Origin of the sequence: Mesorhizobium sp. NZP2077, assembly GCF_013170805.1 — a bacterium.
In the GTDB taxonomy this organism is placed as follows: domain Bacteria; phylum Pseudomonadota; class Alphaproteobacteria; order Rhizobiales; family Rhizobiaceae; genus Mesorhizobium.
In genome coordinates, this window is the sequence record NZ_CP051293.1 from 6,373,840 (window position 1) to 6,395,293 (window position 21,454).

Consider the following 21,454-nt stretch of genomic DNA (forward strand, 5'->3'; position numbering starts at 1 on the left):
GGAGCGGCCGTCAGTTCACTGCCATGAGTATTCTTTCCGGGGTCTCCACGCGTGACCGGGAACGACCTATCCAGACACGAAGCAATGCCAGCAGCAGATCAAGATCGACCGGCTTGGCGATGTAATCGGAAGCACCGGCGTCCAGACATTTCTGCCGGTCGCCCTTCATCGCTTTAGCCGTGACCGAAATCAGCGGAATGTGAGCGATCGCCGGCGTGCCGCGAATGCGCCGCATCGTCTCGTAGCCGTCCATCTCCGGCATCATGATATCGATCAAGGCCGCATCGACATCGGGCGTCTGTTCCAGCAGGGCGATGCCGTCGCGACCGCGCTCGGCATGCAGAACCTGGATATCGTATGTCTCCAGCACACTGGTGAGCGAGTAGATGTTGCGGATGTCGTCATCGACGATGAGAACCTTCGCCCCCGCCAGATCGGACTTGCCGGTCTGTTCGGTTCCTGTTGCGACCTCCTCGCGTCCTTCTCCCGGCAGCGCTGCCGAGATATGAAGCGCCAGCTGTGCAAAATTTTCGGCCCGCGGTGCATTCGCAAGCGCCGGGTTCAACGCCAATACCTGATCAAGCGCATCTGGATGTGGGGCAAAGAACAACAGCTGCGGCAAGGCTTCGCCGAACTGTGCATTGACCTCGTCTAGTGCTTGTGCGTTGTCCTTGGCAGAGCGCCCGAAGCCGAGCACGACGGCATCATAGGAAGCCATGCCGATGTCGTCGGCGTTTGCCGCGAAACGGCCGACCGCAGTGACCGAGGTCACACCGTCGCGGATCGCTTCGACGAGCGATAGCCGGCGCTCCGGGTCCGGGTCCGCGACCAGAACGCGCCGCTGAATGCGCAGCTTCTTTGAATGGATATCCTGAAACACCTTCATCAGTTCATCAGAGGAAACAGGCTTGGTGGAGATGCTGGACGCCCCCTTGCGGGCGAGACTGTCGATATCTTCGGCACCCGAGATGACGTGGACGGGAATTCCCTTGGTCTTCTGATCATGGCGCAACAGATCGAAAAGTACCCATCCATCAATATCCGAAAGCCCGAGATCAAGCGTAATGGCGTCGGGAACGAGTTTGCGAGCCAGGGCCAAGGTGCCGGATCCCGCATTCGACAAGACGCCTTTGAGACCCGCCGAGCGCGCGAGACCAAGCAGCAGCCCGCCAAAAGTCGGGTCGTCCTCGACGATCAGCACGACCCGGTCGGTCGGCGCGATGGTATCGCGGTCGTCGATCAGCTCTGCCGAAGGCGGATTGCCGAGCGATGCTGGCGCAGCCTCCGCCGGCGTAGGCAGGGCCGACTGTGCGGCCGCCACGCGGGGGCCGGCGAACGGGATGACCAGCGTAAATGTCGAGCCCTTGCCCGGCGTACTTTCGACCCGCAGCTCGCCGCCAAGCAAGCGCGCTATCTCCCGGCTGATCGAGAGCCCAAGCCCGGTGCCGCCGTATTTTCGACTGGTGGTGCCATCGGCCTGCTGGAACGCCTCGAAGATCAGTTTCTGCTTGTCTTCTGGAATGCCGATGCCCGTGTCGGTTACCGCGATCGCCAACGCCTTCACGGCGTGCCCTGAGCCGTTGCGGCGGCTGGCCTTTTCGACCCGGAAATTCAAGCTGACCTCGCCCTCCGAGGTAAACTTGAACGCATTCGAAAGCAGATTGAGGACAATCTGCTGCAATCGCTTCTCGTCCGTCCGGACCGTCTCGGGAAGGGCGGGATCGACCTTGATGGTGAAGCCGAGTCCCTTGTCGGCGGCCAGTTGGCGGAATGTGCGCTCCATATGCTGCCGCAGATGCGTCACCGGCATATCGTTGATATCAATGGAGACGGTGCCGGACTCGATCTTCGACAGGTCGAGAATATCGTTGATGAGGCTGAGAAGGTCGGTTCCGGCAGAGTTGATGGTGCGCGCGAACTCGACCTGCTTTTCATTGAGATTTCCCTGCTGGTTGGTGGCAAGCAGGTTTGAGAGAATGAGCAGCGAGTTGAGCGGTGTGCGCAATTCGTGGCTCATATTGGCCAGGAACTCGGACTTGTACTTCGACGTAAGCGCCAGCTGCTCGGCTTTCTCCTCCAGGGCACGCCGTGCCATCTCGATTTCGAGGTTCTTGTTTTCCACCTGTTTCTTTTCGTTTTCGAGCAGCTGCGCCTTCTCCTGCAACTCCTCGTTCGTCGCATGCAGCTCTTCCTGCTTCTTGGTCAGTTCGGTCTGACGCGCTTGCAATTCCGAGGTCAGCAACTGCGACTGCTTGAGAAGGCCCTCTGTGCGCATCGTTGCCGCGATGGTGTTTAGAACGATGCCGACGGACTCCATCAGCTGGTTGAGAAACGACTGGTGCGTGTCACGGAATTCGCCGAACGAGGCCAGTTCGATGACCGCCTTGACCTCATCCTCGAACAAGGCGGGAAGGATGATGACGTTGGCCGGCGAGGCACTGCCGAGACCTGACGTGACGCGCAGGAATTCCGGCGGCACATTGTCGAGCATGATGGCGCGTTTGTCGGCGGCACTTTGCCCAACCAGGCCCTCGCGCAGGTCCAGGCGCTGCTTGATTGCGGCCTTGCTCTCGGCGCCGTAGGACGCCGCCAGTTCGAGATAGGATTCCTCCTCGTCCCGGTTGGTGACGTAGAACACCCCATACTGAGCATTCACCAAAGGAGCGAGCTCGGACATGATCAGCCGCGAAACCGTGGCAAGGTCACGCTCGCCCTGCAGCATTCGCGAAAACCGTGCGAGATTGGTCTTCAACCAATCCTGCTCGGCATTCTTCAGCGTCTGATCCTTCAGGTTGCGGATCATTTCGTTGATGTTGTCTTTGAGCGCCGCGACTTCACCGGAGGCCTCGACGCTGATCGAGCGGGTCAGATCGCCCTTCGTCACCGCTGTCGAAACCTCGGCAATGGCGCGCACCTGGGTGGTTAGATTGGCGGCCAGCTGATTGACGTTGTCGGTGAGGTCCCGCCAGAGGCCGGCGGCGCCGGGCACACGCGCCTGGCCGCCGAGCTTGCCTTCGATGCCGACTTCACGCGCAACATTGGTCACCTGGTCGGCAAAGGTGGCGAGCGTCTCGATCATGCCGTTGATGGTGTCGGCCAGTGAGGCGATTTCGCCCTTGGCGTCGACCGTCAGTTTGCGCTTGAGATTGCCTTGCGCGACGGCTGTCACCACGTCGGCGATGCCACGCACCTGATTGGTCAGGTTCGTCGCCATCAGGTTGACGTTGTCGGTCAGGTCCTTCCAGGTGCCGGCGACTCCTTCGACACGCGCCTGGCCGCCAAGCTTGCCCTCGGTGCCAACCTCGCGCGCCACCCGCGTCACCTCGCCAGCGAACGAGTTGAGCTGGTCCACCATGGTGTTGATGGTGGACTTGAGCTCAAGAATTTCGCCCTTCACGTCGACGGTGATCTTCTTTGACAGGTCGCCGCGCGCCACGGCGGTCGTCACTTCGGCAATGTTGCGCACCTGACCGGTCAAGTTCTCGGCCATGGAGTTCACATTGTCGGTCAGGTCCTTCCACGTACCGGCAACGCCGCGCACCTGCGCCTGGCCGCCAAGCTTGCCTTCGGTGCCAACCTCGCGCGCCACGCGTGTCACTTCAGAGGCGAAGGAATTGAGCTGGTCCACCATCGTGTTGATCGTGTCCTTCAACTCCAGAATCTCGCCGCGGACATCGACGGTGATCTTTTTCGATAGGTCGCCGAGCGCCACCGCCGTGGTCACCTCCGCGATGTTGCGCACCTGCCCCGTCAGGTTGGCGGCCATGGCATTGACGTTGTCGGTCAAATCCTTCCAGGTGCCGGCGACGCCACGAACTTGTGCCTGGCCGCCCAACTTGCCGTCGGAGCCGACCTCACGCGCCACGCGCGTCACCTCCGAGGCGAACGAATTGAGCTGGTCCACCATCGTGTTGATGACGTCCTTGATCTGCAAGATCTCGCCCAGAGCATCGACCGTGATCTTCTGCGTCAAGTCGCCGGTCGCAATCGCGGTCGCCACCTTGGACACGTCACGCAACTGCACGGTCAGATTGCCGGCCATGGCGTTGACGTTGTCGGTCAAATCCTTCCAGGTGCCGCCAACGCCTTCGACATGAGCCTGTCCGCCGAGCTTGCCTTCTGAGCCTACTTCGCGGGCGACACGCGTGACTTCCGAGGCGAACGAATTCAACTGGTCGACCATCGTGTTGACCGTGTCCTTGAGCTCAAGGATTTCGCCTTTGACGTCGACGGTGATTTTCTTTGACAGATCGCCACGGGCCACGGCCGTCGTCACTTCGGCGATGTTGCGCACCTGGCCGGTCAGATTGGCAGCCATCAGATTGACGTTGTCGGTCAAATCCTTCCACGTACCGCCGACGCCCTTGACCTCGGCCTGGCCGCCGAGCTTGCCTTCGGTGCCGACCTCGCGCGCCACGCGCGTCACTTCCGAAGCGAAAGAGTTGAGCTGATCGACCATCGTGTTGATGGTGTCCTTCAGCTCTAGGATTTCACCTTGCACCGCGACCGTGATCTTTTTCGACAGGTCGCCCGAAGCGACCGCCGTCGTGACCTCGGCAATGTTGCGCACCTGGCCCGTAAGGTTCTCCGCCATCGAGTTGACGTTGTCGGTCAAATCCTTCCAGGTTCCGGCAACGCCGCGCACCTGCGCCTGGCCGCCGAGCTTGCCTTCGGTACCAACCTCGCGCGCCACGCGCGTCACCTCGCCGGCGAATGAATTGAGCTGGTCGACCATCGTGTTGATTGTGGACTTTAGCTCGAGGATTTCGCCCTTCACGTCCACCGTAATCTTCTTCGACAGGTCGCCCAGTGCCACCGCTGTGGTCACCTCGGCGATGTTGCGCACCTGGCCGGTCAGGTTCTCGGCCATCAAATTCACATTGTCGGTCAGATCCTTCCACGTGCCACCGACACCCTCGACCCGCGCCTGGCCGCCGAGCTTGCCCTCGGTGCCGACTTCGCGCGCCACGCGCGTCACTTCCGAAGCGAAAGAGTTAAGCTGGTCGACCATCGTGTTGATGGTGTTTTTCAGTTCGAGAATTTCGCCCTTCACATCCACCGTAATCTTTTTCGACAGATCGCCCGAGGCAACGGCCGTCGTTACCTCTGCTATGTTGCGCACCTGCCCGGTCAGGTTCGTCGCCATGGCGTTGACGTTGTCGGTCAAATCTTTCCACGTGCCGGCCACGCCTTTCACGCGCGCCTGGCCGCCGAGCTTGCCTTCGGTGCCGACTTCGCGCGCCACGCGCGTGACTTCAGAGGCGAAGGACGCCAACTGGCCGACCATAGTGTTGACGATCTTGCCGATGCGCAGGAACTCGCCGCGCAGCGGTCGGCCGTCGATTTCGACCATCATGGTTTGAGACAAGTCGCCCTTGGCGACAGCGCCGATGACGCGAGCTACCTCAGCGGTCGGCTGAACCATGTCTTCGATCAAATCGTTGACGGACCGGACGCTGGACTCCCAACTGCCAGTGGCGTTTCGAACGCGGCCGCGTTCGCCTATGCGCCCATCCTTGCCAACGACCCTGCTCAGCCGCTCAAACTCTCGCGTCACCTGATCGTTGAGGTCGACAATTTCATTGAAGGTTTCTGCGATCTCGGAATCGAGACCTTCGTAAACGTTGTCGATGCGGACAGAAAAATCACCGCGCCGGAAGGCTTTCAGGGAATTCAGGATGCTTCGACGGTCCAACTTTGTTTTGGATGCCTGCACGGTCACAGCGCCCCTCCCTAATTGATATGATGTTGGATAAAATTGCCCCCGTGGCCAAATGCTACATCCCGCCGCAATCCCCAAAACGTCTCATTTTCAATTTTGTTCCATTGCCGCGCGACCTCACTTCTCGAGTCGTCATCCGCATCTGGAGTCGCGGCCATCCAACTTCTTGTGGCGCTTCTCGTTCAAGCATCGAAAGCTTTTTTAGGCTAAGCCCGGCATCGACATCAGCGCCTCTCCGACCGGCGGTATGTGTCCACGACAGCTCCCAAGCAAAGACACGCAACGCCACGTGCTGGGACTTGCTTTACCACGCAGCGCGGTTGCTCCATGATCGAGTACTGATGCGTCTCGACAAGGTTGAAGAAGCGGTCGACAAAGTCGAGCGTGCCGTCGCCTTCCTGGTCGATGTTGCCCACGGCAACGCCATCGACGCGTTCGATGACGCAGCTCAGCAATTCGTCCGCAGCTTTCTCCACCTCGAAGTGAGTCAGACACTCGGACACTGACTGCGGAGACCAACATTCGATCCCTGGCGCCTCCTCGAAGTGGGGCACCGGGCAACGGCAGGCATTGACCTGGCCTGAAAGTGAGAGCCTTGACCGAGTTCAGTAAGGAGCTGATCCCGGCGATTTTCCGTCGAGAAACCCTCCTGCCGGTCTTGTCGGCGCATTAGGCCGCGATAATTTTTGTTGGGAAGGGACCTTCGATCCACAGGAGCCTACCATGAAACACCAAACCCTACACCAGCTCCAGACAATCGCAGAAGTGGAACCCTTGGCAACGTTCCCGATCATGACCAGGCAACAACGAATCGAGCGCTGGGCGGATCTGCTAGCAGAACATCCCGAGCGACGCTTGAGAGCCCTGACTGGCACCGAGCATCTGAAGAGAGAAGACCGCGACGCAGTGCGCTGTGAGGGCTCGCCAATCACCGTGGCTTTCGAGGATCCAGTACTGCGTGCGTTGGGTCTGAAAGATGACACCTATGGGGAAGCAAAGCGCTTCTTCGAACTGACTGACTGGGAGTTGCACGACGTCGTCTGCAGTTGCCATGTCGGGAGTACGATGAGAGGGCAATGGGCTGCCGCTCGAGCCCGGCGAATAACCGGTGGGAACAGGCTTCTTAAATGGCTCAGAGAGAGAATGTGGCACTGAATCACCTAGGACTGCGACCTCCGAGACGGGCATTCCTTGGTCCGGCGTGAGCTCGTTCGGCTTGCGGCCAGTTCGCGGAAAACCAAAAGCGATAGTCACTTTCGCGAGCGTCGAAATGGGCAGTTGCGCAGGGCGCAACGGCGGCAGCCGCCTTTTGGATCGCCCTGATTGCTGCGCACTCGGAGTCACAAATGTTCAATCATGCCAACACAGCTTGGCAAATTCTACCCTGTTGTGTTTGGAGCGGTTGCAATTCGAATTCAGGGTAGCTCACCCAGGCTCTGGACCATCATCAAATCGCACGAGCGACAAATTTAGACGGCCCTAAAAGGATGATTCCAGCGCTTGCAGAGAGCGGACTTGCGCGCTTCATTGCTGACATCAAAACCTGAGGGATGAAAGGTAATTAGTACGCTTGTCCCAAGGATCACTGCGACCCGGTCGATAGGGACCGGATCGCAGGAAGGCGCGGTCGTCCTATTCAGCGATTTAGTTCGCGACCATGCGTTGTTTCTCACGCGCCTGGGCGTAGCTGCCTTTGTCGTAGGCCGGCTGCGTATTAAACTGCTGTTTTGTAAAATTCGTATAGAGGTACCTATTTCCGGACTTGTCCGTCATGAACTTCAGGTTGTCCATACCAACGGCCACCTCCTTTGTGCCCATGCCGAGGAAGCCGCCGACGTCAATCAGGACCGCGTCGACTTTTTTGTCACCCTTTAGCACCACGTCGCCGATCTTTCCAACCTTGGCATCGTTGGCGCCATAGACGGTCGTGCCGACGAGATCCTCGGCCCGGATCTTGTCGATAGGGACTGCGGTCATAGCAGTTTTTTCAACGGCCGCGGTGGTGGTTGAGTCGGGTACCACAGTCGTGGAGGCCGGGGCTGTGTTGGAAGCCATGGTTGGATCATAAGCCTTGGTATCGAAGTTCGGCTGAGCCTGGAGATCTTCCTTGGTGGTGTTGATCACAAGCCAGCGCTTGCCGTCCTTTTCGGCCCACTGGGCCTTGTTGAAGTCGAAGGCGACGTCCTTTTCACCGATGCCGAGAAAGCCACCCACACCGATAATGAGGGACTGCGCCTTGCCGTCCCTCGCAAGAAGGACGTCATTGACCTTGCCGACCGTCTGGGCATTGGCGTCCGTTCCGTTGTAAACTGAAGCGCCTATGATTTTGGACACAAGGCTGCCATTGGGCGCGACCGCAGCAGTTGTCGCAGCACTGTTGACCGCAGGCGCCGTTGTCACGGCATTCGCCGCATAGGCTCCTGAGGCAATGAGGGTTGCAAACGCGGTGGCGGCAGCCAAACTTTTGTAGCTCATCGTGGTTATCCTTGTGTTGTAGTCGGCCGCCCTGCCCCGTCTTCCAGACAGGACGGCAACTCGATGCACCACAACGGAATCTGTTGATCTAGGTTCCAGACTTCGTTTCATCGAACTTACCAAAACTCTGTCTCAATCGCTTCGCATAAAGCATTAGCGGAACTTAAATCGCGGCCGGAAATTGGTGGGCCATAAACGAACAGCCGCCCCGAGCAAATTGTTGCGCGAGCCCTCGCCACGGTGGCAGAACGGTAAGGGGATACTCGTCGCCGCTGCCGTACTCGTCTTGGCATTTTGCGCGCTCCTCGGAATGTGGTTTTTAGGCAATCCGAGGGTCCACTGAAACGCCCTTAGCCTGGGCGTGAGGGGAAGGCTTGGGGGCGTCTCGGCCTTTGGCTAGAACGGAAGACAAAAGCGTAGTTTCAAAAACCGAAGCCGGCGCCCTGACGCAATGGCGCGCTATTTCTTTGATATTCATGATGGTACCGAGCTAACCAACGACGACGATGGGATAGTCGATGACGCGGGGAGATACGCATTTCGGGCCACATCGACTTTCGCCTCAGCATGGATCGTTGAAACCATTGACGGTGTACATCAGCCCGGCGGTGACCGATGGACGACAACGCTTTCCCGCGCCAGGACGCAGGTCACGGCGCTCCGCAAAGAGTTTGCCGAAGACGGCTACTCGCAGCGCCTGGAGGCTCTCGACAGTTTGTTTTCCGTCGCTCAATCGCAGGTCAATTGCCTGCTAGCCACGCGAGCGCCGCATGAGGTTTACTCGGTTAGTCTTCGAAGGGGTTCGAGCTGCACGATAGCAAGACAGGACGCAAGTCTTAGTTGAGCGCAATCTAACGCCAAGGTAGTGTAGGAGCGCGGGGGATGATCCCAAGGGCTTTCACGCTACGGCCCATGCCGGGTTTCTTACGCCAAGTTGACACGAGTTACGCCAAGCTGACCGGAGCGCTGGCCATTTTTTGCCGCGCCGGCAGACCAATTCCATTTGCTAGTCCCGAGCATTCGGAATTGATCCGTTCAACGCTGATTAGTCCGAGGAGCCTTTTGCCCTTGGGAGCCCGTACCCGTCTCTCTCAGGCGATGGCAGCTCACGTCACTTGCGCAAGTAGGTGACGGCTGCTCAGGGCCCACTAGCCCACCGCGAACGACCCTGAGCCTTTCACGAAGAGGCTGCTCAAGAAGCAGGCCGAAGAACTCTGGAAGCAGACCGTCGCCGCGTCTTGCAGCGATCTCATGGAACGAGAACAATCCAAACATCGTTCAATCTCCTGTGGCGTATCGTCGAATCTGGGTTTGCCGGGGCAGGTGGCCACCCTTTTCCTGCCTGGTTCAAATGATTTGCTTGGTTTCAAACTTGCGCTTTTGGGCTTGGTTCCCCGGCGAACGACCGTCAATTGGTTCTGTCGGCAGCCAGAACCCGTTACGGGCGCTGGAAATTGTCGCCAAGAACCCAGCGCACGACAGGGGGCAAACGTCAGGCATACGTGGTGAGGCCGAACAAGCGAGGTTTAGCACTCGCAGATTTCACTCGGATATAAACATGATGAACCGTTGGGTTATACCAAGAGTCATGGGGTTTGACCGACATGGGCCCATTGGCGCATCCCGATTGATGTGATGGTCTCGGAATCTGCGAGGAGTTTCTGCCAGGCGTCGCAGGCCGCATCGATGATATCGTCATAGCTGTCGAAGACACGGTTGGAGAGCCAGTTCTGGCGCATATACTGCCAGACGTTCTCGACCGGGTTCAGCTCCGGCGCGCGCGACGGCAGGAAGATCGGGGTGATGTTGTCCGGTATGCTGAGGTTTGCGGTGGTGTGCCATCCGGCGCGATCCATGACGAGTACGGCATGGGCGCCCTTTTCGACATGGCGGCTGATCTCGTTGATATGGAGTTGCATGGCCTCGGTATCGGCAAACGGCAGTGCGAGAGCCGCCCCGGTACCACGTGCTGGGCAGATGGCGCCGAACAGGTAGGCGCTCTTGTAGCGCTGGTCGGCCGGCTGTCGCGGCCGCGTGCCGCGTCTGGCCCACTGCCGTACAATCCCGTTCTTCTGGCCGATCCTTGCTTCGTCCTGGAACCAGATCTCCACCTTCGTGCGCGGCGGCAAGTCGCAAAGATGCGCCTTCAGCGTGCGAGGCCAGTTTTTTTGAATTCCTCGATGATATGGGCATCCTGCGCCGGATGACGCGGTCGCACACTCATGTGGGAGAAGCCGAGCTTGTGCAGCAGCTTCCCGACATAGCGCGCGTCATAATCAATGCCGAAGCGGTCCTTGATGGCTTTCTTCAGGTCGATCCGCCGCCAGCGAACGACGCCATCGACGGCACGATCCGGGCCCTTCTCCACAAGCGCGGCCAGTTCGGCCTGCTGCTCATGCGACAGCCGGGACGCTGGTCCCGGCGCCCATTGGTCCACAAGACCATCGGGGCCGGCCGTGTTGAACCGATGCACCCAGTCGCGTAGCGTCTGGCGATCCATCCCGCCGATCCGGGCCGCATCGGCCCGGCTCATGCCGTCCAGAACCGCTGCGATCGACAACAGCCGGCTGCTCTGGCGCACATCCTTTGAGTTCCGGGCAAGACGGCGAAGCTCCCCCGCCGAAAAGTTCGTCCGCAACTTCACCGCTGATCCCATCGCCGAATCTCCTTCGGCAATAGGGAATCACGGCGCGCAAATCGGCCAAAATCACAAAAGAGTCAGCAGCCAAGACCGTTGGTATTAGGCCGCAAGACCGATGACATATTGACTTCGGAACCCAAGAGGATCTCAAAACCACTGCTTCGGCTTATGCTCTTGCTTCTCGACCTAGCGCATCATTTCGAGTTGGGAACCAACCTCCCCTCATGCTGGCTGTCTCGAATTTTAAGGCTGCGCAAAACTGATGCTGCCTTGGTCGTGTATCCGCATCCGCCATTCCATGTCGAGGCCCGGTCTGCTGAGCGGCGAACTGCTGACCAAGGCCTGGGCGGCGGATTAATCCGCGGCCGGGCGGCAGGTTCCCTTCGCCTTGGAATTCTATCGCGTTCTATTTCCAGAAAAGCTGGACGATCATCACAAGAGCAGCGAATGCCATGACGGCCGTCGCAACCCAGCCGATGATCCTCATCCCCAAGGGCACCTTCGCCTTGCCCATGATGTCCCGGCGCGCCGTCATCAGCATCATTACCGCCATGACCGGGACGGCCACCACACCGTTGACCACCGCGCTCCAGTAGAGGGCCTTGATCGGATTGACAGGCGTGAAGTTCAGACATGCGCCGAGAAGCGTTGCGATCGCGATAGTCACATAGAACGCTTTGGCCTCAAGTGGTTTCCGGTCGAGGCCGGTTGGCCATTTGCGCGCTTCTCCCATGGCATACCCCGCAGATCCTGCGAGGACCGGGATTGCCAGCAGGCCGGTCCCGATCACGCCCACCGCAAAGATCCCGAACGCGAACGCGCCTGCCACGGGCTTGAGCGCCTCCGCAGCCTGGCTGGTCGATTGGATGTCAGTGGCCCCGCTGGCATGCAGCGTCGCACCGGCGGTTATCATGATCGCCAAGGCCACGAGATTAGAGAACGCCATGCCTATATATGTATCGAGCCGGATGCGCTCGATCGCGCTCTTGGCCTGCTCCGGCGCTTTCTTGAGCGGCTTCCGCTCCGGCTTCGCCTTCTGGTCTTCAACCTCCTGCGACGCCTGCCAGAAGAACAGGTAGGGGCTGATGGTGGTGCCCAGGATCGCAACCACGGACGTCCAAAAGCCTGCGTCGGCAGTCAATTGCGGGATGAACAGACCCCGAGCGACTTCACCCCACGGCACATGCACCACCAGCACCGTGCCAAAATACGCAAGGAGCGACAGCGTCAGCCATTTCAGCACCGAGACATAACGGCTGTATTTGAGGAAGACCTGCAGGACGACGGACACAACGCCGAACATGATGACATAGGCGAGATGCGGTCCGCCAATGATCAGTTTCAGGGCGTCGCCCATGGCGCCCAGGTCGGCGCCGATGTTGATGATGTTGGCGATGAGGAGCAACACGACGACGGACTGCAGCAGCCAGTTCGGATAATACCGGCGCATGTTCCCCGCGATTCCGTGGCCGGTGGTGCGACCGATCCGGGCGCTGATCTCCTGCACCACTGACATTAGCGGATAACTAAACAGCAGCGTCCATGTCAGGCCGAAGCCAAACTGTGCACCGGCCTGGGAATAGGTGGCAATGCCGCTGGGATCGTCGTCGGACGCTCCCGTAATCAGGCCAGGTCCAAGGAGGCCAAGAAGCCTCGGCTTTGACGGGCCAACAACCGGATCATTCTTTTGCATTCTCACAGCCTCCCTCTGCTCCGAGCGAGGTAACTTGCAGCCCCGGCAAAAGCTCCGTCATGCTGAAGATTATCGTGCGTTTGCCAGGAGCTGATGCAGGCTGCGCCCTTCCATCGTTTCGCCGGCATCGAATGTCGAGACTGACGCCTGGCGGTGCTGTCGAGGAACAACTCACGGACTCGAAGGTTCTTGCCTGTGTGGTAGGAACCATCGCCATGGCTCACGATAGCGAAGACCATGCCGGCCCGCAGGCGCTCGACGTGCTGGCGCAATCGGTTGCAAAAGAGACCGGAATCTCGGAAGAGGAGGCTCGCGAACTCATCCGGCTGATTGGCACGGATCGCAATTCCCTCCTCCGCGAGGCCCGGCAGCTGCTTCGTCGCCGTCCGCCCTAGGAAGGACGGGGAATCTCACCATCTATGTGAACGCGATAATCCTGGAACGAACGGCTAAGGGCTGCGTTATGGTATGTTTTACTTTATCGGGGATCCCCGAATGAATGAATTACCGCAGGCGAACGTTGTCGCCTTCAATAACCCGGGAATGTCCGCAGAGGATAACCTCGATTTCGATTATCAGGATTTTTTCGAGAACGGGTCCGTCGCCCTCCATCTAGTAAGTGCCGATGGCGTTATCCTGCATGCAAACAAGGCCGAGTTGGATCTGCTTGGCTATGCTGCGGAGGATTATGTCGGTCGCCACATCGCCGACTTCTATCCCGACCGGGACATGATCGATGACATTTTAAGCCGGCTCAGCCGGGGCGAAAAGATCGCGCGATATCCGGCACGACTGAGGGCCGGGGACGGATCGATCAAGCATGTTGAAATCACGTCGAGCGGCCATTTCAAGGATGGGAAGCTGATCAACACGAGATGCTTCACAGTCGATGTCAGCGATCTTGAGCGGACGCGCACGAAGCTTAGGCGGCAAGACAGCACCTATCATCAGATTCTCGATGGCCTTCCGGTCGCCATCTACACGACTGACCAGGATGGCACCATTACCTATTACAATCGCGCTGCCGCCGATCTGGCTGGGCGGGAACCTATCGTCGGAAAGGACAAATGGTGCGTGACGTTCAAGCTGTTCACGGCCGACCGCAAGGAACTTCCGCATGACGAGTGCCCTATGGCCATTGCGCTCAAGGAAAACCGGCCCGTCCGCAACAAGCAAGCTATTGCGCAACGTCCGGACGGATCCTTCTTCCCGCTCCTCCCCCACCCCACGCCGCTGCTGGATGAGCACGGCAATCTCATGGGTGCCGTGAACATGCTGCTCGACTTGACGGATCGCCAGCGTGCCGAGGAGGCCAGCCAGCATCTATCAGCGATTGTAGAATCCTCTTTCGACGCAATCGTCAGCAAGGATCTCAACGCCATCATCAAGAGCTGGAATCACGCCGCGGAACGTCTCTTCGGCTACACCGCCGAAGAAGCGATCGGCAAGTCGGTGACGATGTTGATCCCTGATGACCATCAGGACGAAGAACCCCGCATTCTTGAACGCATTCGCCGCGGTGAGCGAGTCGAAACGCTCGAAACTGTTCGTCGGCGCAAGGACAGCAGCCTGGTTCCAGTTTCGTTGACGATATCGCCTGTGCGTAACGCAACAGGGCAGATCGTCGGCGCATCAAAGATTGCGCGAGACATCACATCGGCAAGGGAAAACGAGCAATGCATCCGCATGCTCATGCGCGAGGTCAATCATCGGGTGAAGAACCAATACTCGGTCATCCTTTCGATGATCCGGGAGACCAACAAGCGGTCGGAGACGCCGAAGCAGTTTGAAACGCAGGTGCGCGAGCGCATCATGGCGCTTTCGCGATCCCACGACCTCCTTGTGTCGGCCGACTGGAAGGGAGCCACGATCAGCGACCTTTTGGCGGCCCAGGTTCAGCCGTTCCCACGGGGCGATGTTATCGGTACGTCGGGCCCCTCCTTGGTGCTTAGTCCCAATGCGGTCCAGTATCTTGGGATTGCCTTCCACGAACTCGCGACCAACTCGGCGAAATATGGCGTCCTCTCAGGCGATGACGGGCAGATTTCAGTCACTTGGACCATCACCGGTTCCGGAGCATCGCGGCTCTTTCGCCTTACCTGGTCTGAAACGGATGGGCCGCAGGTCCAAACTATCGGAGAGGGCGGCTTTGGGACCGTGGTCCTGCAACGGGTTGCACCCGCGGCCGTTGGTGGGCAGGGACATCTTGAATATGGCCCGCATGGGGTCACATGGAGCCTGGAAGCGCCGTTGGCCGGCGTGGACGGTTCTGTTGCAAATCAGACCTAGAAGCGCCAGGTAGCTTGGCCGACGGGCTTGCATGCAGACCTCAATTGATGTCTGGCGACTTCACTCTGGCAGAGCGCTGGTCGCCTTCCATCCCCATAGGATCTTCACGCAAAGCAGACGGTCGCTTGTAGAGCGCCGACGCAGATAACCCGACACGCCGCCGCGAACCGAAGCGGACTCGTCAATTTTCATGCCAAATTTGGGGCATTATCTGAAGGGATCAACGCGCAATAACCGAGACGCAGTCACCGGCCTTAATCAGCCCCGGAAAGTGCCGTGCCGCCAGCATGCCGGACATTTTCGCCTTGATTTCCTGCGGAGCGATGCCGGTGCGGCCGGTAGAGTGGATGCGCGCCAGCACCGCCCCATCTTCGACAGGCTCGCCGAGATCGACCATGGTTTCGATAATCCCGTCATCCTCGGCGAAGGAGAAGCAATCGCCCGACGGCATGTCGAGCCATTGGGTCGTGCCCGTCTCGACAGCGCCCTCAACTATACCGGAATGACGCAGCACATTGAGGATGCCGCGCCGCGCGATCCGGACCGTTTGTGCACGCGAGGTGCCGCCGCCGCCAAGCTCGGTGCTGACGAAGACTTTGCCCATTTCCTCCGCCGCCGTATCGTACATGCCGACGGAGTCAATCTCGATCATGCGCATCGAGAACGGTGCCGAGAAGGCCGCGACCGCATCAAAGGCTTTCTGCTCCTGTACCTTGTCGGGCAAAGTGTGGGCGGCGCAGAACGGCACGAAGTCCAGCGTCTTCCCGCCGGAGTGAAAGTCGAAGACGATGTCGGCGCGGGGCAGCAATTCACGCTGGAAATAATCGGCGATCTTTTCGGTCACGGTGCCGTCGGGACGGCCCGGAAAGCTGCGGTTCATGTTGCCCTTGTCGATCGGCGAGGTGCGCGTGCCGGCGCGGAACGCCGGATAGTTCATCGCCGGCACGATGATTACAGTGCCGCTGACGTCCTTTGGGTCGAGCGTGCGGGCAAGATCGTAGAGCGCCAGTGGGCCCTCATACTCGTCGCCATGGTTGCCGCCGGAAAGCAGCGCCGTCTGTCCGTTGCCGTTGCGGATGACACAGATCGGGATCATCACCGAGCCCCAGGCGGAGTCGTTGCGGCTGTGGGGCAGGCGCAGGAAGCCGTGCTGGACGCCATCACGATCGAAATCGACGGTCGGCGCGATCGGCGACGGGCGGAGGCTGGACACCGGGTTCAATTCTTCACCACCAGTTTACGCGGCACATTGGCCAGGCACTCTACACCGGTTTCGGTGATCAGGATGGACTCCGTGATCTCCAGTCCCATCGTCTCCAGCCACAGGCCGGTCATGAAATGGAAGGTCATGCCGGGCTTGAGTTCGGTGCGGTCGCCGGGACGCAGGCTCATCGTGCGCTCGCCCCAGTCCGGCGGATAGGACAGGCCGATCGAATAGCCGGTGCGGTTGTCCTTGACGATGCCGAATTTCTTCAAGACAGCAAAGAAAGCATTGGCGATGTCCTCGCAGGCATTGCCGGGCTTTGCCGCCGCAAGCCCCGCCTCCATGCCTTCCAGCGTTGCCTTCTCGGCATCGAGGAATTCCTGCGTCGGCTTGCCGAGGAAGACGGTGCGCGAGAGCGGGCAATGGTACCTGTTGTAGCAGCCGGCGATCTCGAAGAAGGTGCCCTCGCCTGACTTCATCGGCTGGTCGTCCCACGTCAGATGTGGCGCTGAAGCGTCGACGCCCGACGGCAGCAACGGCACGATTGCCGGATAATCGCCGCCGATGCCATCGACGCCGCGCGTGCCGGCGTCATAGATCTCGGCGACGAGATCGCACTTGCGCATGCCGACTTCGATCTTGTCGACGATGCGCTGATGCATGGCTTCGACGATACGAGCGGCCTTGCGCATATAGTCGATTTCGGTCGGGCTCTTCACGGCACGCTGCCAGTTGACCAGGGCGGTTGCATCGACAAAGCGGGCGTTGGGCAGGTGTTTCTTCAGCGAGGTGAAGGCTGCGGCCGAGAACCAGTAATTGTCCATTTCGACGCCGATGGTGAGCTTGCCCCAGCCGCGATCGGCAAGCACGCTGGACAAGAAATCCATCGGATGGCGCTCGGTCGACTGCACGTAGTGGTCGGCATAGCCGACGATGTTGTCGTGCGCGAGATAGGCGGTGCGCTTGGCGCCGTTGGCGTCCTGGCCGCGGCCATACCAGACCGGTTCGCCCGTTGGCGGCACGATGACCGCCTGGTGGACGTAGAACGACCAGCCGTCATAGCCGGTCAGCCAAGCCATGTTGGAAGGATCGCTGACGATCAAGACATCGACACCCTTGGCTTCCATGGCCTTGCGTGTTTTGGCCAGGCGCTCGGAAAATTCGCGCCGCGAGAATTTCAGGTTTGGCTGCATTTTGTTGGTCCTCGTTTGTTGGGCCTCGCGGCCAGCATCAGCTTTCAAAAATGGTTCCGGCGTTGGCGGCACGAGCCCGGTCGCGGGCGAGCGTCGCAATCGCCGTGTCCTGCACGCCGGTGCCGGTCAGATCGGCGATGGTAATGTCGCTGGCCGAACGCCGGCCGTGTTTTGCGCCGGCGATGATCTGGCCGAGTTCGGAGACCTGCTCATCCGCAGCCATCACCCCTGCGGCAATCGCATGGTGGAGTTCGCCCAGCCGTCGTGTCTGGCGGGCACTGTCGGCGACATAGAGATCAGCCATGCGCAGGATGGCCGGCGCGATCTCGTTCTTGTGCTCGGCGTCTGAGCCCATGGCGGTAATGTGCTGGCCGGCGGTGACGAAGCCCGCCTTGATCAGCGGTTCGGTTGACGGCGTGGTGGTGACGATGATGTCGGCACCGGCGACCGCCTCCGCCGCATCGGTTTCAGCGCGTACGGCGATGCCAAGCTTCTCACGCAAAGCGCCGGCCGTCAGCTCTGCCTTTGCGGCATCGCGCGCCCAGATACGCGCCTCGGTGATCGGCCGCACCAGCATGAGGGCTTCGAGCTGAAATCCGGCCTGCATGCCGGCACCGAAGATCGCTGCAACAGCGGAATCCGGCCGCGACAGATGTCTGGCCGCGACCGCGCCGGCCGCGGCCGTGCGGACATCGGTGAGATAGCCATTGTCGAGCAGCAGCGCCTCGACCAGCCCGGTCTTCGCCGACAGCAGCACCATCATACCGTTGACGCTGGGCAGGCCGAGCCTGGGATTGTCAAAAAAGCCGGGGCTGATCTTGATAGCGAAGCCGTCAATCCCTGGCACATAGGCGGTCTTCACATCGACCTCGCCGCGATGCTCGGGGATGTCGAGCCGCAGGATCGGCGGCATCGCGACCGGCAAAGTGGCGAGCGCGCGAAAAGCATTTTCGACGCAGGCCACGGCATCGAGATCGAGCGTCACGATCTTGCGCAGCTCAGCTTCGGTGAGGATCGTCATCCGGCTCATGCGGCGCGCTCCGCTATGGCCTCACCGCAGATGATCTTGCGGTGTGCGTTCATGTCGATGTTGCGGCCGGAGAAAAGGACAACCACCGGCCCAGTCGGCTTGACCTTGCCGGCAAGCAGCGCGGCGATGCCAACGGCGCCGGCGCCTTCGACGATTTCGCGCTCTTGGGCATAGGCATGGCGGATGCCTGTGGCGATCTCGTCCTCGCTCAGCAGAATGACATCGTCGAGCAGATCGCGGCACATTGCAAAGGTCAGCCTGTTCTCGAGGCCGATGCCGCCACCGAGCGAATCCGCCAGCGTCGGCAATTCTTCCACCAGAACCGGTCGGCCGGCATCGAGGCTCGCCTTCATCGCCGCACCGCGCGCCATCGAGACGCCGATGATTTTTGTGCCGGGGCTCACACCCTTGATGGCCGCAGCCACGCCGGAGGCCAGCCCGCCACCGGAGAGCTGCACCAGGACCAGAGCAGCATCCGGAACCTGCTCGATCATCTCCAACCCGAGCGCGCCTTGCCCGGCGATGATCGCGGGATGGTCGAAGGGCGGCAGCATCACCAACCCTTCTTGTGCCGTGAGCCGTTCGACCTCTGCCTGCGCGTCGTCCTGGCTATTGCCGACGATGCGGACTTCGGCTCCGAGCCGGCGGATTTCGTCGAGCTTGTTGCCTGGCACGAGGCGCGACATGCAGATCACCGCGCGCATGCCTTCGAGCTTCGCGGCATGCGCCAGCGCCCGACCATGATTGCCGGTCGAGGCGGCGACGACGCCGCGTGCCTTTTCTTCCACGCCCAGCGAAGCAATAGCATTCGAAGCGCCGCGCAGCTTGAAGCTGCCCGTGGTCTGACGGTGTTCGAGCTTGAGATGGACGGGGACGGCGAGGCGTTCCGACAAGCTACTCGACAAGACAGTTGGCGTGCGCTCAACCTTGCCGGCAATGCGCTCACGCGCGGCTCGGATATCGCCAAGAGTAACGGTTGCCATGATCGTCAACCCCGCGGCAGAGGCAGCGTCATCAGCCGGCCGAATTCCGGATGAACTGTCTCATCGCCGCAAAGCCGCAAGCAATTCCAGGCGGTCGCCTGATTGCTGGTCACGACCGGGCGACCGATCGCCTGTTCCATGCCGCTGACCGCGAGCGCACTGCGCAACGCCGTACAGGATACAAACAATGCGTCAGCACTCGCACCGGTCGCCTCACGCGCGAGATCGACAAGCGCGGCCGGCGCAATGCGCGCCATCTCGCGGTCGTCCTCGAAACCGAGGCAGGTGAAGCTGGCTATCTCGAAACCACGCGCGGCGAAATAAGCCGCCATCGGCCTGGAGGTTTCGACCGTATAAGGAGTGAGGATACTGATCTTCTTCGCGCCCAACGCCTTCAACCCGCGCACACCGGCCATCGGTGGCGTCAGCACGGGAATGCCGGGCTTGGCCGCCTGGATCGCCGCCTCGATCTCGGCATCGCCGATCACCACCGAGGCCGAGGTGCAGGAATAGCAGATGGCATCGAGCTTCTCGTCGGGCAGGATCAGCGCCGCGCCCGCCGTCAGCGCCGGCTGCATCTTGCGCAGATTTTCCGGGGTCGTGGGGTTGGCATAGGCAATGCGCGCGACATAGACGCCGATGCGCTCGCTCGCGACCATGCGGCGAAAGTCCGGCTCGCTGGTGTGGTCGGTGGCAAGGATGATCAGGCCAACGCGCCGCTCCAGCGGGCGATCATCGAGCGATGGCCGTTTCGGGTGGACCTTGATTTCGGGCAAGGGTTTCATCGGCTACCTCTCGATCTTGCCGTAGCGGCGTTCCAGCCAGCGCAGCAGCACGACCGAACAGAGACTGATGACGAGGAAGAAAGCGCCGACCAGCGTGATCGGCTCGATGTAGCGATAGTAGGTGTTGGCGACGCTTTTCGCCTGGTTCATCAGCTCCAGCACGGTGATCGCCGACAGCAACGGCGTCTCCTTGAACATGGCGATGAAGTAGTTGGCCAGCGCCGGGATCATCGGGGGAATGGCCTGCGGGATGATGATGTGCGTCCAGGTCTGTCGTGCGCTGAGATTGCAAGCCTTCGCGGCTTCCCACTGACCACGCGGCACATTGTCGATGCCGGCGCGATAGACCTCCGCCGTGTAGGTGCCGTAATGCAGCCCAAGCCCGATGACACCGGCGACCAGCGGTGGCAGCAGGATGCCGATGTCCGGCAGCACGTAGAAGATGAAATAGAGCTGCACCAGAAGCGGTGTGCCGCGAATGAATTCGGCTGCCCAGCCGACTGTGCGTGACAGGGCTTTGTTGGGCGAGCGGCGCGCCAACGCGATGCCGAGCCCGACGATCGCGGCCAGCACCGAGCCGAGCAGCGTCGCCAGGATGGTGATCTTCACCCCCTGGATCAGCGTCGGCATGATCTGCCATACGAAATCCCAGTCCCACTCCATCAGATGCGCACCCCATCAAGGCCGCGCGCCATGCGGCGTTCCAGCGAGCGCACGCCCCATGAGATCAGCAGTGCCAGGATGAAATAGATGATCAGGATTGTGGTGAAGGGCACCATGGTGTTCCCGGTCTGGGCGCGCACCACCTGCGCCTGGAAGGTCAGGTCGGCGAGCGAAATCAAAGAGACAACCGATGTGGCCTTGAGCAGTTCGATGGCATTGTTGCCGAAGGTTGGCAGCATCACCAGGAAGGCCTGCGGCAGGATAACGTGACGCATGCCTTGCCAGCGGCCGAGATTGAGCGCGATGCAGGCTTCGTGCTGTTCACGGCCAATCGATTGCACGGCGCCGCGCACCACCTCGGCTGCATAGGCGCCGACATTGAGGCCCAGCGCCAGCACGCCTGCTTGCAGCGGGGTCAGTTCGAGGCCAATCAGCGGCAGCACGAAATAGGCGAAGAACAGCTGCACGAAGATCGATGTGCCGCGGAAGAATTCGATATAGGCGGTGGCGAGCGCCCTCACCGCGAAGAAGCGCGACAGCCGCCCCATACCGGCAAGAAAGGCCATGACCAGGGCAAGCACCGACCCCATCAGCGTCAGCTCGATGGTGACAAGCGCTCCCTGCAATATCAGGCCGAGATAGCCGGACCACTGGGTCATTCGATTAGAGGTTCCAATGTTTGATCTTGGTCCTTTCTCGCCGTTTACGGGGAGAAGATACCGGCAGGCAGACGAGGGGCAGCGCGAACCTACGAAAGTACGGTGCCGCCCCTCATC

16 protein-coding genes are annotated in these 21,454 nt (G+C 60.4%); 4 read left to right on the top strand and 12 right to left on the bottom strand.

Annotated elements, in window-relative coordinates; genetic code table 11:
- Window positions 1-10: 10 nt before the first annotated feature.
- Window positions 11-5,716, bottom strand: a complete 5,706-nt coding sequence (locus tag HGP13_RS31540; protein ID WP_172234934.1) for a HAMP domain-containing protein — start codon at window positions 5,714-5,716, stop codon at window positions 11-13.
- Window positions 5,717-6,063: 347 nt separating this feature from the next.
- On the opposite strand from HGP13_RS31540, the gene HGP13_RS31545 reads away from it, so the two are divergent.
- Window positions 6,064-6,228, top strand: coding sequence for a hypothetical protein (locus tag HGP13_RS31545; protein WP_246707183.1), 165 nt, complete (start codon window positions 6,064-6,066; stop codon window positions 6,226-6,228).
- A 217-nt stretch (window positions 6,229-6,445) separates the two neighbouring features.
- A complete protein-coding gene (locus tag HGP13_RS31550) occupies window positions 6,446-6,877 on the top strand; it encodes a hypothetical protein (protein ID WP_172233344.1) in 432 nt (143 codons plus the stop codon).
- Between the two features lie 489 nt (window positions 6,878-7,366).
- On the opposite strand, the gene HGP13_RS31555 is transcribed toward HGP13_RS31550, so the two are convergent.
- The 4 genes from HGP13_RS31555 to HGP13_RS31570 form a co-directional block, all read right to left on the bottom strand.
- A complete protein-coding gene (locus tag HGP13_RS31555; protein WP_348647110.1) occupies window positions 7,367-8,197 on the bottom strand; it encodes a PRC-barrel domain-containing protein in 831 nt (276 codons plus the stop codon).
- Between the two features lie 562 nt (window positions 8,198-8,759).
- Complete coding sequence (locus HGP13_RS31560; RefSeq protein ID WP_172233347.1) at window positions 8,760-8,930, bottom strand: hypothetical protein; 171 nt, start codon at window positions 8,928-8,930, stop codon at window positions 8,760-8,762.
- 853 nt (window positions 8,931-9,783) lie between these two features.
- Window positions 9,784-10,853, bottom strand: a protein-coding gene (locus HGP13_RS31565; RefSeq protein WP_172224417.1) for an IS630 family transposase whose coding sequence is annotated in 2 segments (ribosomal slippage) — window positions 9,784-10,367 and window positions 10,367-10,853 — 1,071 coding nt in all. Because the reading frame shifts where the segments join, the coding sequence is not laid out codon by codon here.
- Between the two features lie 391 nt (window positions 10,854-11,244).
- Complete coding sequence (locus tag HGP13_RS31570) at window positions 11,245-12,531, bottom strand: Nramp family divalent metal transporter (protein WP_172233350.1); 1,287 nt, start codon at window positions 12,529-12,531, stop codon at window positions 11,245-11,247.
- A gap of 59 nt (window positions 12,532-12,590) precedes the next feature.
- Here HGP13_RS31570 and HGP13_RS38160 point away from each other — a divergent pair, with 59 nt between their 5' ends.
- Together HGP13_RS38160 and HGP13_RS31580 are read left to right on the top strand one after the other, a co-directional pair.
- Window positions 12,591-12,926 (top strand): hypothetical protein, encoded by a 336-nt coding sequence (locus tag HGP13_RS38160; RefSeq protein WP_246707184.1) that lies wholly within the window; start codon window positions 12,591-12,593, stop codon window positions 12,924-12,926.
- A 100-nt stretch (window positions 12,927-13,026) separates the two neighbouring features.
- Window positions 13,027-14,820 carry a PAS domain S-box protein gene (locus HGP13_RS31580; RefSeq protein ID WP_172233353.1) on the top strand — a complete coding sequence of 598 codons (1,794 nt, stop codon included), beginning with the start codon at window positions 13,027-13,029 and terminating at the stop codon, window positions 14,818-14,820.
- 220 nt (window positions 14,821-15,040) lie between these two features.
- On the opposite strand, the gene doeB is transcribed toward HGP13_RS31580, so the two are convergent.
- From doeB to ehuC, 7 genes are read right to left on the bottom strand one after another with little or no spacing between them, the layout of a single operon-like run.
- Window positions 15,041-16,033 (bottom strand): N(2)-acetyl-L-2,4-diaminobutanoate deacetylase DoeB, encoded by a 993-nt coding sequence (doeB, locus tag HGP13_RS31585; RefSeq protein ID WP_172233356.1) that lies wholly within the window; start codon window positions 16,031-16,033, stop codon window positions 15,041-15,043.
- A 5-nt stretch (window positions 16,034-16,038) separates the two neighbouring features.
- Window positions 16,039-17,217 (bottom strand): ectoine hydrolase DoeA, encoded by a 1,179-nt coding sequence (gene doeA, locus HGP13_RS31590; RefSeq protein WP_172233359.1) that lies wholly within the window; start codon window positions 17,215-17,217, stop codon window positions 16,039-16,041.
- Window positions 17,218-17,254: 37 nt separating this feature from the next.
- A complete protein-coding gene (eutC, locus tag HGP13_RS31595; protein WP_172233362.1) occupies window positions 17,255-18,247 on the bottom strand; it encodes an ectoine utilization protein EutC in 993 nt (330 codons plus the stop codon).
- Window positions 18,244-19,230, bottom strand: a complete 987-nt coding sequence (gene eutB, locus HGP13_RS31600; protein ID WP_172233366.1) for a hydroxyectoine utilization dehydratase EutB — start codon at window positions 19,228-19,230, stop codon at window positions 18,244-18,246. Before eutB ends, eutC begins: the two co-directional genes overlap by 4 nt.
- Window positions 19,231-19,235: 5 nt before the next feature.
- Window positions 19,236-20,015 carry an ectoine utilization protein EutA gene (eutA, locus tag HGP13_RS31605; RefSeq protein WP_172233369.1) on the bottom strand — a complete coding sequence of 260 codons (780 nt, stop codon included), beginning with the start codon at window positions 20,013-20,015 and terminating at the stop codon, window positions 19,236-19,238.
- A 3-nt stretch (window positions 20,016-20,018) separates the two neighbouring features.
- Window positions 20,019-20,678, bottom strand: coding sequence for an ectoine/hydroxyectoine ABC transporter permease subunit EhuD (gene ehuD, locus HGP13_RS31610; RefSeq protein ID WP_027033945.1), 660 nt, complete (start codon window positions 20,676-20,678; stop codon window positions 20,019-20,021).
- Window positions 20,678-21,337: an ectoine/hydroxyectoine ABC transporter permease subunit EhuC gene (gene ehuC / locus HGP13_RS31615; RefSeq protein ID WP_172233372.1), complete on the bottom strand. Its 660-nt coding sequence runs from the start codon at window positions 21,335-21,337 to the stop codon at window positions 20,678-20,680. The genes ehuD and ehuC overlap by 1 nt, the downstream gene beginning before the upstream one ends.
- Between the last annotated feature and the right edge of the window lie 117 nt (window positions 21,338-21,454).